This is a genomic window from Pirellulales bacterium, assembly GCA_019636345.1.
Taxonomy (GTDB): domain Bacteria; phylum Planctomycetota; class Planctomycetia; order Pirellulales; family Lacipirellulaceae.
In genome coordinates this window covers 151,801-167,461 of the sequence record JAHBXQ010000005.1, presented here as the reverse complement: position 1 = coordinate 167,461, position 15,661 = coordinate 151,801, and the positions used below count along the sequence as shown (strand labels likewise).

Here is a 15,661-nt window from a genome sequence, read left to right as displayed (position 1 = left end):
GGTCCCTCTGACGCCTGGGCCGCAGGAGCCAAGGCTCCGAGTTTGGCTGACGACCACGCTTACCACCGCATGCAGACGATATGGCAACCAAGAACCGCGCTTCGCTGATCAATCACGCGCTGAAGATCCTCAAGAAGCACTTCAAGCCGACTCCGCCTGCCAAGGACCGCAGCGTGCTGGACACGTTGTTGGTCGCCTGCTGTGCCGAGAACTCCTCGCAGGAAGCCGCCGATCGCGCTTTCGAGACGCTCAAGTCGGACTATTTCGACTGGAACGAAGTCCGCGTCAGCACCGTTCGCGAGCTCGCCGAGGCGGTCAAGCCGCTCAACGATCCCGAGGAGACGGCCACGCGGCTCAAGCGAGTCCTGCAAAGCGTCTTCGAGACCCACTACTCGTTTGACCTCGAGGCGATGCGGAAGCAGAACATCGGCGCCGCGGTGAAGCAAATCGAAAAGTACAACGGCAGCACGCCGTTCACCGTGGCGTACGTCGTGCAGCACGGACTGGGGGGCCACTCGATCCCTGTGAGCCCGGGACTGCTCGAGTCGCTGCGGATCGTGGGGATCGTCTCGGACTCCGAGGCGGCCAAGGGGCAGGCCCCTGGTTTGGAACGAGCCGTCGCGAAGAGCAAGGGAGTCGAGGCCGCCAGCCTGTTGCATCAGCTTGGGGTCGAGATGCACCGCAGCCCGCTCGGGCCGACGATCCGCAAGTTGCTGTTGGAGATCGACCCGGACTGCAAGGATCGGCTGCCGAAGCGGGCCGTGAAGGAACAACCCCCCGAGCCGGCTCGTCCGACTCCGCCGCAGCCGCCTGCCAAGCCGGCGACCAAGGGAAAGACGACCCCCGGCGCCGCCAAACCGCAGACGACCGCCAAACCGGCCCCTGTGGCCGGCAGCGGGGCCAAGAAGGCGCCTTCCAAAAAGGCCCCCGCCGCAAAGTCGGCAAGCGCCAAGAAACCCGTTCCCCCGGCCAAGAAGCCGGCGAAGAAACCCCCCGTCAAGAAGGTCGTGAAAAAGGCCGCGGAGGCTCCGAAAAAGAAGAAGCCCGCGGGCAAGTCGATCACGAAGCGCAAACCGCGCTGAGCGCGACACGGGGAAGCGCGACGGAACACTCGCGACTCTCGACGGCAGGCAGCACCCGCCGGTCCGCGGCGCGACCGGGGCGATACCGCGACAACTTCGGTCGATCTCGCGAGCGTTCGCGGCGACCGTTTTCGGACATGCGAGCGTGAGATATGGCTGGTCATTCCCACTGGGCGAACATCGCCCACAAAAAATCGCTCATCGACGCCAAACGCGGCAAGCTGTGGAGCAAGCTGTCGCGGGCGATCATCGTCGCCGCCAAGACCGGCGGAGGGGACCCCGACACGAATCTCCGGCTGCGTTACGCGATCAACGACGCCAAAGCGGTCAGTCTTCCCAAGGACAACATCGAACGGGCGATCAAGAAGGGGACTGGGGAACTCGAAGGGGGCAACCTCGAGTCGGTCCTCTACGAAGGCCACGGACCAAGCGGCGTCGCGGTGATGTGCGAGATCCTCACCGACAACCGCAATCGCACGGCCCCTGAAATTCGCAAGCTGTTCGAGATTAACGGCGGCAAACTCGGCTCCACCGGTTGCGCCGCGTGGATGTTCGACCGCAAGGGGATCGTGCGCGTCCCCGCCGACAAGACCGACGAGGAGTCGCTCTTGGAACTGGGCATGGAAGCGGGCGCCGACGACGTCGTCCGCGAGGGGGATCTCTTCGAGATCATCTCGTCCGTCGACGTCTTCAACGCCGTGGGCGACGCCGTCGAGGCGGCCGGCCTGCCGATCGAGTCGCGCGAAATCGCCTGGTTGCCGAAGGACACCGTCACGGTCGCGGGGGACGATGTGCGCAAGATCCTCAAGCTGATGGAAGCGCTCGACGACCACGACGACGTCCAATCCGCCTCGGCGAACTTCGACATCCCCGACGAAGAGATGGCGGCGCTGGGGGGGTAGCGGGCTTGAAGACCGTGGATCACGCGAATCGACGTGGTGATTCTCGGGGCGCGTGGATTTAATCGCATCCAGGCGGCGCTCTCCGGACGCCGCGGCGCCCCGCATGTCTGCTTGTTGCCCCTGGTCCCCTACAACACCGACAACGTCGGCATCGGCGGAGCGGCGACTCGCGCTTGGGCGAGACCGCGGACGAGGTTCGCCGCGATCCGCTGGAAGTAGGGGCCCGACTGGGCATCGGTGACGTTCCCCGCGGTCGATCCCGCGTCTCCCCGTTCGCGGATCGGAATCTGAATCGGCAGTTCGCCGAGGAACGGCACGTCAAGCTCTTCGGCTTTGGCCCGGGCGCCGCCGGTGCCGAAAATGTCGTACCGCTTGCCGTTGTCTGGGCACTCGAAGTAGCTCATGTTCTCGACGAGCCCCAGGACGGGGATGTTCACCTTGCGGAACATGGCGATCGCTTTCACTGCGTCCAGCAGGGCGACGTCCTGCGGCGTGCAGACGACCACCGCCCCGGTGAGCGGCAAGAGTTGAGACAACGTCAGCGCGATGTCGCCCGTGCCGGGGGGCATGTCGATGATCAGAAAATCGAGATCGCCCCAGGCCGTATCTCGCAAGAATTGCGTGATCGCCCCGTGCAGCATCGGCCCCCGCCACACGACCGCCTCGCCCTTGGGGACGAGAAAGCCCATGCTCATCACGGGCATGCCCTGGTCGACGACCGGCTGCAGCCGCTGATCGACGATGTGCGGCTGCCCTTCCAGCCCCAAGAGGTGCGGCACGCTGGGGCCGTAAACGTCGGCGTCCATGAGCCCTACCTTGCAGCCGGCGTGCTTGAGCGTCAAGGCTAGCGTCGCAGCAACGGTGCTCTTGCCGACGCCCCCCTTGCCGGAGCCGACTGCGATGACCGCCTTGGCCGTCAGCCCGACCGAACCGATCGGCTGGGCCGGCCGAGGATGTTCGACCAAGTCGACCTCGACCTTCGGCGCACCGGGGAGCTTCGCCCGCAAACGGTCTGCCAGCGCCTGCCGCGTCTCCTCCCGCAGCGGCGCCGCGAAGGTCGTCAGTCCAAGCGTCACCTGCACGCGGTCGTCGGCGACGCGGACCTCCTTGACCTGCTCCATGGTCACGACGCTGCGGCCGGACTCGGGATCTTGGAAGTCGCCAAGGACGCGCATCACCGCTTCTCGATCCAACACGCTCATCAGGGGCCAACTCGCATTCGTGGTGTAATGTATCGCTTGGTATCGCCCGGCGACGAATCGTCGTCGCTGTAGGGGCCGCAGCGCGTGCGATGTCGACCCGTTATCGTGACGCACGCGACGGAGCTTTCCAAGGCGTCGCATCGAAAGGATTCGCGGTGGATCCGCGGAGATCGCCTCGACGCGGCCGGCGATTTCCTGGCGTCGGGCTCGTCGGCGCGAGCTGAAGCGCCCGCTGTCGACGAGATCGCGAGATCTGCCCTTGATTCTCGCGAAAGCGACCCTCGCGCGGGGCCTGCCGCTTTGGTAAATTACTGCGACCATGAAGGCGACGATCGCCAAGCCGGAGCCGAACGTCGCGGCTTGAAACGGGGCCGTGAATCGGCTCCCTGTCGGCTTATGCAGGCTGGGGCGCCAGCGAGAAGTGCTGCGCAGAACCGCCGAAATGTTGCGCGAATTCGTCGGCGCAAAAAAATCCCCTCGCGGGTGGGGCAGCGACCCGCGAGGGGGAGGTCGACGTGGATTTTCTCCACGCCGACGTGCATCTTAACCAGTGTGTTCCATGATTGCAAATAGTCGGCGAAAAATCGCGACGAAATGGGGTCGGGCCCCCCGCTGCGGCGGGGTCGGGACGGCTCGCGGAGGGGGATTGTGGCTCATTTAGTCCGAGAAATCCTGGGGCAACTCATTGCCCGCCCCAGCGTGAACCCGCGCTTGGTCCCCGCAGGGGACCCGTCAACGGACGATATTTCGGGCGAAAAGCAAGTGACTGAGTGGCTTATCGATTTCCTCGGCAGACAGGGCTGGCCTTGGCTGACCCAGGAGGTCCACCCAGGCCGGTCCAACGTTGTCGCCGTGGTCCCCGGGGGCCGCAGCGATTGTCTCCTTTGGGAGGCCCACCAGGATACGGTCGCCGTGGCCGGGATGAACGCCCCGTTCATCGCTCGCGAGTCCCAGGGTCTCATCTATGGCCGCGGGGCGTGCGATGTGAAGGGGGGCCTGGCGGCCATGCTCGCGGCGCTGGTTGCAGCCGGCGACGCCCCGCTCGCCCGCCGGCCGACGATCGTATTCGCTTCGACCGTGAACGAGGAGTGCGGTTTCACGGGGGTTCGCGCACTGGCACGATTCTGGGATGAGCGATCCGGCGAACTCGCGGCGACGACGATCCAGGGGCCGCTCTCCCTGGCAGAACTTCGTCGGTTCAAGCCGCGGGCCGCGATCGTCGCCGAGCCGACCGACTTGAACGTCGTGGCGGCTCACCGCGGAGTGGTTCGTTGGCAGGCTCGGACGGCGGGGCGAGCGGCTCATTCCTCGCGACCCGCGGGCGGCGCCAATGCAATTTACGCGATGGCGCGGGTCGTCCAGGCGCTCGAGGCGATGCACGACAAACTGGGGCGGGGGTTCAACGCGACGGCGACCGGACTCGCGGGCGAGTGCGGCCCTCCGACCATTTGCGTCACGACGATCCAAGGAGGAGCGGGACCCAACACGGTGCCCGACGCGGCGGTGATCGACCTCGATCGACGACTTGCTCCGGGCGAGAGTCCCGAGACCGCCTACGCCGGCGTCGTCGCCGAGTTGGAGCGAGCGGTCGACCTCGGTCCCTGCCGACTGACTCACGACCCGCCCTGGATGCAGAGCTACGGGCTAGCCGGGGGCGAATCGCAACGTTGGGCCGAGCGGTTGGCAGCCATTGTCGACGCGTGCGGAGTCGCGAGCCGCATCGTCGGGGTGCCGTACGGCACGAACGCCGCGACCCTGGCCGCGGCGGGGATCCCCGCCGCGGTCTTCGGCCCCGGTTCGATCGAGCAAGCCCACACGATTGACGAGTTTATCGCCGTCGATCAGCTCGATCGCGCGGTCGAGGTGCTCGTCGCAATCGCGACTGGGGCCGCGGCGACGCCCGATCATTGATGTTGGATTGCAGATGGTGAAGCGGCCAGCGGCGAAACGTCGGAGATCAAAGAGATTGATTCTCGACGTTTCCCGGCTTTCCTATCAGCAATCTCGCATCCCCCGTCTCAGAACACGTCCAGCACGAAGTGATGCCCGGAGTGGAACTTGCGGCGATTGGGGTAGTAGTTGTGCCAGCGGGCGTTGTACACGGGGATCCGCATCTCGGGCGGGTACCGGTGGTACAGACTGTCCGCGCTGCGGTAGTACTCGCTGCCCCAGAAGTTTTGGGGGTAGTACACGTACGGATAGTGATAGAACCGGTTCCAGTCCTGGGTCGTGTACGAGCCGGCCCACTGGCGGCCGTAGGCCTGCTGGGCTTCGGCGCGCGTGCCTTGGCTCAATGCGCAAAACGCCATGCCGAGGCAAATGGCAAACAGAATCCGACGCGCCATGAGATTCCCCCCTCAAGAGCGATAAACCGGCGCAATGCTGGCGCCGGCGAGCAGTGTTCGTCTGGGAGTAAGAATCGGCCGCCAAGGGACGGCGGTTGAGGGAATATTCGTTACGATCGGAATAAACGGAACCGGGGGACGGTCGCGGACCGCTCCAGGCTATTGATTGCCGCCGCGTTGCGGCTGACTGACCATCCTTCACTCTCCAGCGGCGCAGCCGCGCGGCTTCAGGCCTAACGGGCCGACAGTCTATGGCCTGCGGCGTCAGCCGCAGGTCGAGACGGACATAAGTCCGTTAGCCCCAAGCGGGGCGAACGTCCCGTCCTCACCCGATGCGATCGGCTCATTGAATTTGGCGTAGACGGGGAGGTCCGCCGCCGTGTGCTTCAGGAAACGGATGATCCAGCAGCCATCGCGCGCCAGTGTCCGGACACACGTACTCGCACCTCCAGTTCGCCAAGTCGGCTTGCACTTCGCGAAGATGGGCGTCGGCGTCGTCTGTCGCCTCATTGCCCCGAAATACGTGATGTTGTCCGCACCTGCATTCAGACATGCTGTGCCCCTACGCCAATTTGCGAACTGTCGCGACGAACGTCGCCATCGCTGCCGCAACGCGCTTCGCCGCCGACTCGTCGATGAGCGCGCCGTCTTCCGCAAACGCCTTGTCCGCCTTCGCCACGGCCACCTGCGTCGGCAGTACGGTGACGCCGATGTTGCCCAAGATCGAGCGGACCGTCACCAGCCCCCGCAGGCCGCCGAGTTCGCCGGGCGATGCGGCCAGCAGGGTCGCCACTTTGCCTTGATACGCGGCCAGTCGCCCGTCGCCCGAGCGCGGGCGCGAGACCCAGTCGATCGTGTTCTTGAGGAGCGGCGTAATCGAACTGTTGTACTCGGGACAGGCCAGGAGCAGCCCTGCGTGCTCCTTCATGAGAGCGTAGAGGCGGTCGGCCGCCTCGGGATACCCTTCCGCCTCCTCCAGGTCGCCGTCGTACAGCGGCATCGGAAAGTCGCGCAGATCGACGTGCGTCACCTCGGCTCCCAACTCGCGGGCTTGCGCGACGGCCGTAGCGACGAGTTTCTTGTTGAAGGAATCGCGGCGAGCGCTGCCGGCGAAGGCAAGGATCTTGGCCATGGGTCTGTAATCTCCGGTCGAGACACGGCGGGAGGGAGGCGGCGACCGGGCATTTTACTCAGTTGCGCAAAAAATAGCCCCCGGTCGGCGACCGGGGGCTAACTGCCGTTTCTCGGAAGTTTTCACACGTTGCGGATTAACCAAGCATGCGACGCCGGAATCGACCCGCTGCACCGACCAGCGCGAGTCCCGCCAGCATAATTGTGCTCGGCTCGGGGACCGGCTCGTAGCCGATGCCGTCGAACCATGTCCGCTGATTGCCGTCGGCCATCATGGCGTCGTCGTCGACAAAGACCGAGATGCTCGACCCGCTGACCTGCCCGAGCGGGATCTGGAACAACCGGCGATTTCCTTCGGCGATCATCACGTCGGTGGTGAAAGGATTAGGAGCCAAGACGTTGCTGAGTTGCGTGCCGTCCGAACCGGTCCAGTACTGGACGACGCCTGCAGTCGTGGGATTGTACTGATAGAGAGGGAGTTCGCCTTGGTCGTCCGTCAGCGATGCGCCCATCCGCCAGGCGCTGGTGTCGCTCCAGAAGTAGGCGTAGACGTTATACGTGTTCGTCGGAACGCTGACGGTCGTGACCAGTCGATGAGCGTTGTCGACGTTGCCGAACCCGGCGTTCTGATAGATTGTCGCGGCGTTGCCGAAGGCGCGGACGTCCCACAGACCGTCGTTGGCCGGGCCTTGGCTGTTGAGTGCGCCGGAGGTGTTGAACACCCCGCCGCCGGCCGAGGGCGCCACGGCCGTGTTGCCGCCGACGTCGTGCGTCGCATCGACGTAGACGATCGCTGCGCGGGAACTGGCCGTCAGGCCGACGGCCAGACCGACCGCCCAAAGAAATCGTTTCATGAGTCGTACTCCTCAGAGGACTAGAGAGAAAAGAGCAGTCGCCAGGGGGGCGCTAGAACGGCGAGCGCTGCCGGCGGCCCCGCATGGGATTGGCGCCGACAGCGGGCGGTTCCACGTCGGCGCATGTAGTGTGCTCGGCACTCTCGGTGGAGTCCACGCGCGGGAGCGTCTTCGATTCTTTATTGCGCAATTGAAACACGAGGACGTCGAGAGGCGGATGCGCGGGCGCAAACAAAGAGCCCCCGGTCGATATCGACCGGAGGCTCTTTCGAAGATTTCCGAATTCCGTCGAACGATCGCTTACGCTTCGTCGCCGGCGTCTTCGCCGGCGGCGGCCGCGACCGGTTCCGGCTTGTCGTCGCGGGTCTTGAGCCCCTCGAAGTTGAGTTGCTTCTTGTCGCCCACCGTCTTAACCGTGACGCGGATCGTATCCTTGCCGTTGAACTCGCCCTTGAGCAGTTCCTCGGCCAGCGGATCCTCGACGAACGACTCGATGGCACGCCGCAGCGGCCGAGCGCCGTAGTCGGTGTTCGAGCCCTTCTTGATCAGAAACTCCTTGGATTCGTCCGACAGATCGAGCGTGAGCCCCTTCTCGATGAGCCGCTTGCGGACCTTCGAGAGTTCCAGGTCGACCACTTCCTTGAGATCGTCCGTGTTGAGGTGCCGGAACACGATGATGTCGTTGACGCGGTTGATGAACTCGGGGCGAAACACCTTTTCGATTTCATCGACCACGCGGGTCTTCATCGCGTCGTAGCTGGCGTCGGCGTCGGGCTTGGCGAAGCCGAACGCGCTTTCGTTCTTGATTGCCTCGGCCCCTGCGTTGGTGGTCATGATCAGGATCACGTTGCGGAAGTCGACGTTGCGACCGAAGCTGTCGGTCAGGCGGCCTTCCTCCATGACCTGCAGCAGCATGTTGAACACTTCGGGGTGGGCCTTTTCGATCTCGTCGAGCAGCACCACCGCGTAGGGTCGACGGCGAATCTGCTCGGTGAGCTGCCCTCCTTCTTCGTAGCCGACGTACCCGGGGGGCGCCCCGATGAGCCGGCTCACGTTGTGCTTCTCCATGTATTCGCTCATGTCGATCTGGATGAGCGCATCCTCGTCGCCGAACATGAACTCGGCCAGGGCCTTGGCGAGCAGCGTTTTGCCGACGCCCGTGGGGCCGGCGAAGATGAACGTGCCGGTCGGCCGTTTGGGGTCCTGCAATCCGCTGCGACTGCGGCGCACCGCTTTGGCGATCGCGTGGATCGCCTCGTGCTGGCTGATGACCTTCTTGTGGAGCTCGTCCTCCATCTGCATCAGCCGCATCGTGTCTTCGGTGCTCATGCGAGTCAGCGGGATGCCGGTCATCTTCGAGATCACCTCGGCGATGACCTCTTCGTCGACCACGCCGCCGTTCTCACGCGACTTTTCGCGCCACTGGCGGGTGACGTCCTGCTTCTTTTTCTTGAGCTTGTCGGCTTGGTCGCGCAGCTTGGCGGCCTTCTCGAAGTCCTGGTTGGCGACCGCCTCTTCCTTCTCGCGGTTGAGCTGCTCGACTTCGTCGTCGATCTCCTTGAGATTCGGCGGCTTGGACATCGTCTTGAGCCGCACGCGGGCGCCCGCCTCGTCGATCACGTCGATCGCCTTGTCGGGCAGGCACCGACCGGTGATGTACCGGTCCGAGAGCTCGACGGCCGAGGTGATCGCGTCGTCGGTGATTTGCACCCGGTGGTGCTCCTCGTACCGATCGCGGAGGCCTTCGAGGATCAGGGTCGTGTCGGCGACGGTGGTCGGCTCGACGAGCACTTCCTGGAACCGGCGAGCGAGGGCCGAGTCCTTCTCGATGTACTTGCGGTACTCGTCGAGCGTCGTGGCCCCGATGCACTGGATCTCGCCGCGAGCCAGGGCCGGCTTCAGCACGTTCGAGGCGTCGATGGCGCCCTCGGCCCCGCCGGCGCCGACCAGCGTGTGTAGTTCGTCGATGAACAGAATCGTGTTCTTGGCGCGGCGGACCTCGTTCATGACCGCCTTGATCCGCTCCTCGAATTGGCCGCGGTACTTCGTCCCGGCGACCATCATCGCCAAGTCCAGGACGACGATCCGCCGATCAAGCAGCAGCTCGGGAACGTTGCCGTCGATCACCCGTTGGGCGAACCCTTCGACGATCGCGGTCTTGCCGACGCCGGCCTCGCCAAGCAGGACGGGGTTGTTCTTCGTACGCCGACAAAGGATCTGGATCGCCCGCTCGATTTCCTTTTCGCGGCCGATCACCGGGTCGAGCTTGTTCTGCCGGGCCAACTCGGTCAGATCGCGGCCGAAGCTGTCCAGCGCGGGGGTCTTGCTCTTCGAAGATTTCGAGCGTTCCGGGTCGTCGCCGCCGTTGCCGCCGCGCGACTCGCCGCCCCGGCCGCCCCGGCCGCTGGTCTCGTCCCCTTCCAGGCCATGGCCCAGCAGGTTGAGGACCTCCTCGCGGACTTCTTCCAGCTTGAGCCCGAGGTTCATCAGCACCTGGGCGGCCACCCCTTCCTGCTCGCGGAGCAGGCCCAACAGGATGTGCTCCGTGCCGACGTAGTTGTGGTTCAGGTGGCGAGCCTCTTCCATCGAGTACTCGATCACCTTCTTGGCCCGCGGGGTCTGGGGCAGCTTGCCCATGGTGACCATGTCGGGCCCGCTCTGAACGAGCTTCTCGACCTCGAGCCGAATCTTGCGAAGATCGACGTCGAGGTTCTTGAGCACGTTGGCCGCCACGCCGGAGCCCTCTTTGATGAGCCCCAACAGCACGTGCTCGGTGCCGATGTATTCGTGGTTGAAGCGCTGGGCTTCTTGGTTGGCGAGCTGCATCACTTTGCGCGCCCGGTCGGTGAAGCGTTCGTACATGGCCCTCTCTCCTGTCGTGATGCTGCTGGCTCGCCGGGGTCGCAAACGGGCCGGGGGTCGTGCTCGCCGCGGGGGCGAAGCTAAGCGGCTCTGTTCCGTGCGGCGGGGTCGGCCTTAGTGTCAGGTCGCTCGTCCCGAGCGTGAATCGTCAGTGTCGTCGCGTCGTTGCGGTCGTGTGCGGTCGCGTCGTCGGACTCCGCTTGCGACTCGTCTTTCCCGCGGCGGGGCAGATCGGTTGCAAGCTGAGACACCGTAATGGTAAGCAACCGTCGCTCCGCGGCAATCTCGGCGTGCCAGGGGGCGGCGGTTTCAAGCCGTTCCAACTCCGCGAGTTGTTGGAAAGCTTCGTCGGTTCGTCCGGTGCGGCGCAGGAGCGTCGCCGTCAGCAGGCGGGCCTCTGGGTCGCGACGATCGATCTTCAATATCTTCTGAACGGTCTGCTCGGCAGCGACGTGGTCGCCGGCGAGGTAGTGCCCGAGGGCTTCGCGGTAGAGCCGGTCGGCCCGCTGCCGCGGATCGCCCCCCTCGCCGCTGGCCCACTCGGCCAGGTAGCGTCGCCAATCGGCCCGGGCGTCAAGCCACGCCGCGAGCCACACGACTCCCAGCAGCAGCCAACCCCCGGCGCGAACTCGCTCGGGGAGCCACTCGGTCCAGACCAAGGTGGCGACCGCCAGCAGGTTCCCCAGCGCCGTAAATCCTACCGCCAGCCCCAAACCCGCCCAAGACCCCCGGGTCCACACATGCGGCAGCCCGGGCCACAAGTAAGCCGACCAGTGGAGTTTGGGAGGAGTCACGCGCGGCAATCCTTGCCGAGGGCCGGCGAGCGAGCAGCGCGCCAAGCGGAGCGCAAGCGGTCGATCCGCTCGAGCCTCACGCGGCGCTCGCCTGCCGGCGATCCTGACGGTTGGCAAAGTCTAGCCCGCGACCTTGTCAATTCAAGGCAACTGCGGGCGGGATAGGCAGTTACGAGCCGACCGAGCGTGCGATTCCGGCCCTGGAGCGGAGGACGTACGAGCGGCGCCGGCCTGGACGACAAAAAGCGGGAAACCAGGGCGTGTGGTCGGAGGAAAGATAACGATAATAACGGCTTGCGACGAGGCCGGTTCGCCAGCTTCGCGCCGCCGAGCCCCCGCGTCCTTCCCTGGCATCCTCCGACGTTGTCCCCGTTCCAATTCAGCCTGAAACGCATGCTAGCGTGGACCACCGTCGCCGCGGCGACCATGGGGATCTCACGCTGGCAACATTGGCCGATGGCCGCCACGGGGGCGTTGATGCTGCTCATCGCGGGGGCCGAGATCGATCGCTTGCGGGGGCGTACCGGGCCGGCCATGCTGGCCGCCACCGCGGTCGTCCTCACGTACTGGCGGTTGTTCGGACCGCAGATCAGGTGAATTCGCCAGCCTGGCCCGTCACTGTCGCCGGAACCGCCGCTGATGTCCGCCCCCATGCACCGCATCCTCGACGCATCCTTCAATCGGGCCGCCGAAGGGCTGCGCGTCGTCGAGGACTTCGCCCGATTCGTGCTCGAGGATCGGCACTTGTCTCGTGAGGTGAAAGAATTGCGGCACGCCTTGGCTGCGGCGGTCGCAGTCAGCCCGCTCGCCCGGCGGTACGCAGCCCGCGACACGGCAGGGGACGTCGGCACGACGATCTCGACCCCCGCCGAACTTGCTCGCACAGACGCCTGGCACGTCTGCAAAGCGAGTTGCGAGCGGGTCAAGCAGTCGCTCCGCAGTTTGGAAGAGTACGGCAAGTGCTTCGATTCGCTGGCGAGCGAGACGATCGAGTCGCTGCGGTATCGGTTCTACGTGGTTGAGGCCGCGTTGCGCCGTTCGGTGGACGCCGCCGAGCGACTCGCCGACGTGCGGCTGATGGTGCTGATCGAGGGGGGCGCCACGCGGCAGGAGTTCTTCGCGATGCTGAATCCGCTCCTCGCCGCGGGGGTTGACGCGATCCAATTGCGCGAGAAGCGACTTGCCGACCGAGAGCTGCTCGACCGGGCCCAATTGCTGGTCGCCGCAACGAGGGGAGCGCAGGCGCCCCGTCGCACGCTGGCGATCGTCAACGACAGACCCGACGTTGCCGCGGCTGTCGACGCCGACGGAGTCCACCTGGGGCAGGACGATTTGCCGGTCGCCTCGGCCCGGGCAATCCTTGGCCCGCACAAACTGATCGGCGTCTCGACGCACGAGCTCGACCAGGCGCGGCGAGCGGTCCTCGACGGAGCCGACTATCTGGGCGCCGGCCCGACCTTTCCCACGTCGACCAAGTCGTTCGACGTCTTCGCAGGGTTGGAGTACCTGCGGGTCGTGGCAGCGGAGATCTCGCTCCCCGCGTTCGCGATCGGCGGGATTGCCCCGGAGAACGCGAGCCAAGTCCGCGAGACCGGGGTCGCTCGAATCGCCGTCAGCGGGGCCGTGACGAAGGCCTCCGACCCCCGGGCGGCCGTCGAACGCCTCCGCACCGCCTGGGGCGATTGATCCTGATCGCCGGTTTCAGCAGAGTTCGCGCCGCGCGTTGCGCCCTGCGCGGGGCGGGGCGGGCGTGGTATGCTGGCAGGTTCCCGTCCGGCGCCACTTGGCGCCGGCAGCCCCCGACCTCCGAACTCTCGCCTTTCCCCGCCCGCTATGCTTCACGCCGTCATTATGGCCGGCGGTTCCGGCACCCGGTTTTGGCCGGCCAGCCGAGCCGACAAACCCAAACAACTGCTCACGCTGATCGGCAAGCAATCGATGCTCCGGCAGACGGTCGATCGGCTCGGCGATCTCGTGACGCCCCAGCAGACGCTGATCGTCACCAATCGTCGGCTCGTGGCCACGATCGGCGAACAGTTTCCCGAACTCCCCCCCGAATCGATCGTCGGCGAGCCGTGCAAACGCGACACGGCTCCGTGCATCGGGTTGGCCGCCCTGCTGGTGAGCCGCGACGACCCCGACGCGACGATGGCCGTGCTGCCGGCCGACCACGTCATTCGCTGGGCGGATCGGTTTCAGGACGCGCTGCAGCAGGCGGCCGAGTTGGTCGAGAAGCAGCCGGACCGGATCGTCACGTTCGGCATTCGTCCCAATTACCCGGCAGAGATCTTCGGTTACATCCAGCGGGGCGCCCGGATCGACGTCCGCGAGGGAGACGCTCCGGCGTTCGTCGTCAAACGGTTCCGCGAGAAGCCCGACGCCGCCACCGCGACCGATTACTTGGCTTCCGGCGATTTCTACTGGAATTCGGGAATATTCGTCTGGAAGGCCAAGACGATCCTCGATGCCATCAAAGCTCGTCAGCCCGAGATGCTGGTCCATTTGCAGGCGATTGGCGCCGCGTGGGGGACGCCCGAGCAGCAGGAGGTCTTCGATCGCGAGTTCACGGCGATCAAGGGGATCTCGATCGACTACGCCGTCATGGAGCACGCCCGCAACGTGGCGGTCATCGAGGCGCCGTACGACTGGGACGACCTGGGCAGTTGGCAAGCCTTGGGGCGGCTCGTGGGGACTGATCACAACGACAACACGATCGTCGGCCGGCATTTGGGGGTCAACACCAGGGGGACGATCGTCTGCACCGAGGACGAGCATCTGGTCGTCACCGTGGGGCTGAAGGATTGTCTCGTGGTGCATACCCCCAATGCGACCCTCGTGGCGAACAAGCATGACGAAGAAGCTGTCCGCGAGGTCGTCAAACAGCTCGAAGCGCGGGGTTGGAAAGAGTATCTGTAGCCCGCCGCCGATACGTCGCGCGTGCCGGATCACGGCAGCCGCGCCGCTCCCTTTCCGTTTCGCTTTGCCAGTACGTCTTTGCCGACGTCGCCAAGTCACGCGCTGGTTGCCGAACTATGTCCCGCATCGCCGGCGTTGATTACGGGACCGTGCGGATCGGCATTGCCGTGGCCGATTTGTCGGTGCGGATCGCCGGGCCGCTGGAAACATACGTTCGGCGGAGCGAGCGATTCGACGCCGCCTACTTCAAGCAACTCGCCCAAGAGGAACGGCTCGAAAAGTGGGTCGTCGGCTTGCCGGTCCACACCAGCGGCGACGAGAGTCAGAAGTCGCGCGAGGCTCGCGCGTTCGGCGCTTGGCTCGAGCAAATCACCGGCGTGCCCGTCGAGTACTTCGACGAACGATACACCTCGGCCGAGGCGGAGGAGCAGTTGCTCGCCGCGGGGCTGACGAAGAAACGGCGCAAGGCGCGAATCGACCAACTTGCCGCCCAGATCATGCTGACCGCGTACCTTGAGGCGGGCGCCCGCAGCCAAGATCCTCCGCAAGGGTTGGAGTAGCCGGCGCATACTCCAGGCGGGCCGCCGCGCAAAATGCCAGAGGACTCCCATGACATCGCCCGCGCGCAAACTTGTCATCGGCTGCGGGTATCTTGGCATCCGCGTCGCGCGGCGATGGCTTGCGGCCGGGGACGAGGTCTCCGCGCTCACCCGGACGGCAGCCCGAGCCGCGGAGTTGGAACGCCAGGGCCTCCGGCCGCTCGTAGGGGACGTCGTCGATGCGCGCAGGCTGCCGCAGTTTGCCGCGTTCGATACGGTGTTGTTCGCCGTCGGGTTCGATCGGAGCGATTCAGCGACCATCGACGAGGTCTACGCGGGCGGCGTCCGGAACGTCCTGGCGACGCTGCCTGCCGAGATCGGGCGGTTGATCTACGTCAGCACGACCGGCGTGTACGGCGACGCGCGCGGGGGCGAGGTCGACGAGCTGACCCCGCCCGATCCGCAGCGGCCGGGAGGAATCGCGTCGCTGGCCGCCGAGCGAGCGATTGCCGACCACCCGTTGGGGGGGCGCGCAGCGGTGCTGCGGTTGGCTGGGATCTACGGCCCGGGGCGAATCCCCTATCTGGCCTCGCTCCAGGCAGGCGAGCCGATTCCCGCTCCCAGCGCGGGGTGGCTCAATCTGATCCATGTCGACGACGGTGCGACCGCGGTCCTTGCGGCCGAGCGGTGGCTCGAGGTCGCCGGGCGCGGGCCCCACACGTTCTGCGTCAGCGACGGGTCGCCGGTCGTTCGCGGCGACTATTACGCCGAAGCGGCGCGGCTCTTGGGCGCCGTGAAGCCGCGGTTCGCCGATCCGGCCCCCGACTCGCCGGCGCTTGCCCGCGCGGGGGCGGACCGCCGGATCTCCAATCGCAAAATGCTTGCGTCGCTGGGAGTCAAATTGGCTTATCCGGACTATCGCGCAGGGTTGGCGGCGATCATGGGTTCTGTTGAGAACCAATCTCGTTAGCGGGCTCTTTCCCCGCGTCCTCGCTCGCCACAGTTGCAGGCGAGCGACGTGCCGCTTTAGAATC

Annotated in this window: 15 protein-coding genes; 8 read left to right on the top strand and 7 right to left on the bottom strand. The window is 65.8% G+C overall.

What is annotated here, in order from left to right; genetic code table 11:
• The first annotated feature begins 80 nt into the window (after positions 1-80).
• Together KF688_13590 and KF688_13585 are read left to right on the top strand one after the other, a co-directional pair.
• The gene (locus KF688_13590; protein MBX3426707.1) at positions 81-1,082 is read left to right on the top strand and encodes a hypothetical protein; all 1,002 of its coding nucleotides are present in this window, start codon (positions 81-83) and stop codon (positions 1,080-1,082) included.
• A gap of 152 nt (positions 1,083-1,234) precedes the next feature.
• Positions 1,235-1,984: a YebC/PmpR family DNA-binding transcriptional regulator gene (locus KF688_13585; GenBank protein ID MBX3426706.1), complete on the top strand. Its 750-nt coding sequence runs from the start codon at positions 1,235-1,237 to the stop codon at positions 1,982-1,984.
• A 128-nt stretch (positions 1,985-2,112) separates the two neighbouring features.
• On the opposite strand, the gene KF688_13580 is transcribed toward KF688_13585, so the two are convergent.
• Complete coding sequence (locus KF688_13580) at positions 2,113-3,186, bottom strand: Mrp/NBP35 family ATP-binding protein (protein ID MBX3426705.1); 1,074 nt, start codon at positions 3,184-3,186, stop codon at positions 2,113-2,115.
• A 648-nt stretch (positions 3,187-3,834) separates the two neighbouring features.
• Here KF688_13580 and KF688_13575 point away from each other — a divergent pair.
• Positions 3,835-5,097: a M20/M25/M40 family metallo-hydrolase gene (locus KF688_13575; protein ID MBX3426704.1), complete on the top strand. Its 1,263-nt coding sequence runs from the start codon at positions 3,835-3,837 to the stop codon at positions 5,095-5,097.
• A 107-nt stretch (positions 5,098-5,204) separates the two neighbouring features.
• Here KF688_13575 and KF688_13570 read toward each other — a convergent pair whose 3' ends face one another.
• The 6 genes from KF688_13570 to KF688_13545 form a co-directional block, all read right to left on the bottom strand.
• Positions 5,205-5,531: a calmodulin-binding protein gene (locus KF688_13570; protein ID MBX3426703.1), complete on the bottom strand. Its 327-nt coding sequence runs from the start codon at positions 5,529-5,531 to the stop codon at positions 5,205-5,207.
• A gap of 343 nt (positions 5,532-5,874) precedes the next feature.
• Positions 5,875-6,084, bottom strand: coding sequence for a hypothetical protein (locus KF688_13565; GenBank protein MBX3426702.1), 210 nt, complete (start codon positions 6,082-6,084; stop codon positions 5,875-5,877).
• A gap of 9 nt (positions 6,085-6,093) precedes the next feature.
• Complete coding sequence (locus KF688_13560; GenBank protein MBX3426701.1) at positions 6,094-6,663, bottom strand: NAD(P)H-dependent oxidoreductase; 570 nt, start codon at positions 6,661-6,663, stop codon at positions 6,094-6,096.
• 136 nt (positions 6,664-6,799) lie between these two features.
• Positions 6,800-7,516 (bottom strand): PEP-CTERM sorting domain-containing protein, encoded by a 717-nt coding sequence (locus KF688_13555; GenBank protein MBX3426700.1) that lies wholly within the window; start codon positions 7,514-7,516, stop codon positions 6,800-6,802.
• Between the two features lie 300 nt (positions 7,517-7,816).
• A complete protein-coding gene (locus tag KF688_13550; GenBank protein MBX3426699.1) occupies positions 7,817-10,378 on the bottom strand; it encodes an ATP-dependent Clp protease ATP-binding subunit in 2,562 nt (853 codons plus the stop codon).
• A gap of 80 nt (positions 10,379-10,458) precedes the next feature.
• On the bottom strand, positions 10,459-11,172 hold the full coding sequence (locus KF688_13545; protein ID MBX3426698.1) for a tetratricopeptide repeat protein: 714 nt from the start codon (positions 11,170-11,172) through the stop codon (positions 10,459-10,461).
• Positions 11,173-11,535: 363 nt separating this feature from the next.
• On the opposite strand from KF688_13545, the gene KF688_13540 reads away from it, so the two are divergent.
• From KF688_13540 to KF688_13520, 5 genes are all read left to right on the top strand, one after another.
• A complete protein-coding gene (locus KF688_13540; protein MBX3426697.1) occupies positions 11,536-11,769 on the top strand; it encodes a hypothetical protein in 234 nt (77 codons plus the stop codon).
• Between the two features lie 42 nt (positions 11,770-11,811).
• The gene (locus KF688_13535) at positions 11,812-12,858 is read left to right on the top strand and encodes a thiamine phosphate synthase (protein ID MBX3426696.1); all 1,047 of its coding nucleotides are present in this window, start codon (positions 11,812-11,814) and stop codon (positions 12,856-12,858) included.
• 147 nt (positions 12,859-13,005) lie between these two features.
• Positions 13,006-14,088 (top strand): mannose-1-phosphate guanylyltransferase, encoded by a 1,083-nt coding sequence (locus tag KF688_13530; GenBank protein ID MBX3426695.1) that lies wholly within the window; start codon positions 13,006-13,008, stop codon positions 14,086-14,088.
• A 116-nt stretch (positions 14,089-14,204) separates the two neighbouring features.
• The gene (gene ruvX, locus KF688_13525; GenBank protein ID MBX3426694.1) at positions 14,205-14,648 is read left to right on the top strand and encodes a Holliday junction resolvase RuvX; all 444 of its coding nucleotides are present in this window, start codon (positions 14,205-14,207) and stop codon (positions 14,646-14,648) included.
• A 49-nt stretch (positions 14,649-14,697) separates the two neighbouring features.
• A complete protein-coding gene (locus KF688_13520; protein MBX3426693.1) occupies positions 14,698-15,597 on the top strand; it encodes an NAD-dependent epimerase/dehydratase family protein in 900 nt (299 codons plus the stop codon).
• The last annotated feature ends 64 nt before the right edge of the window (positions 15,598-15,661 follow it).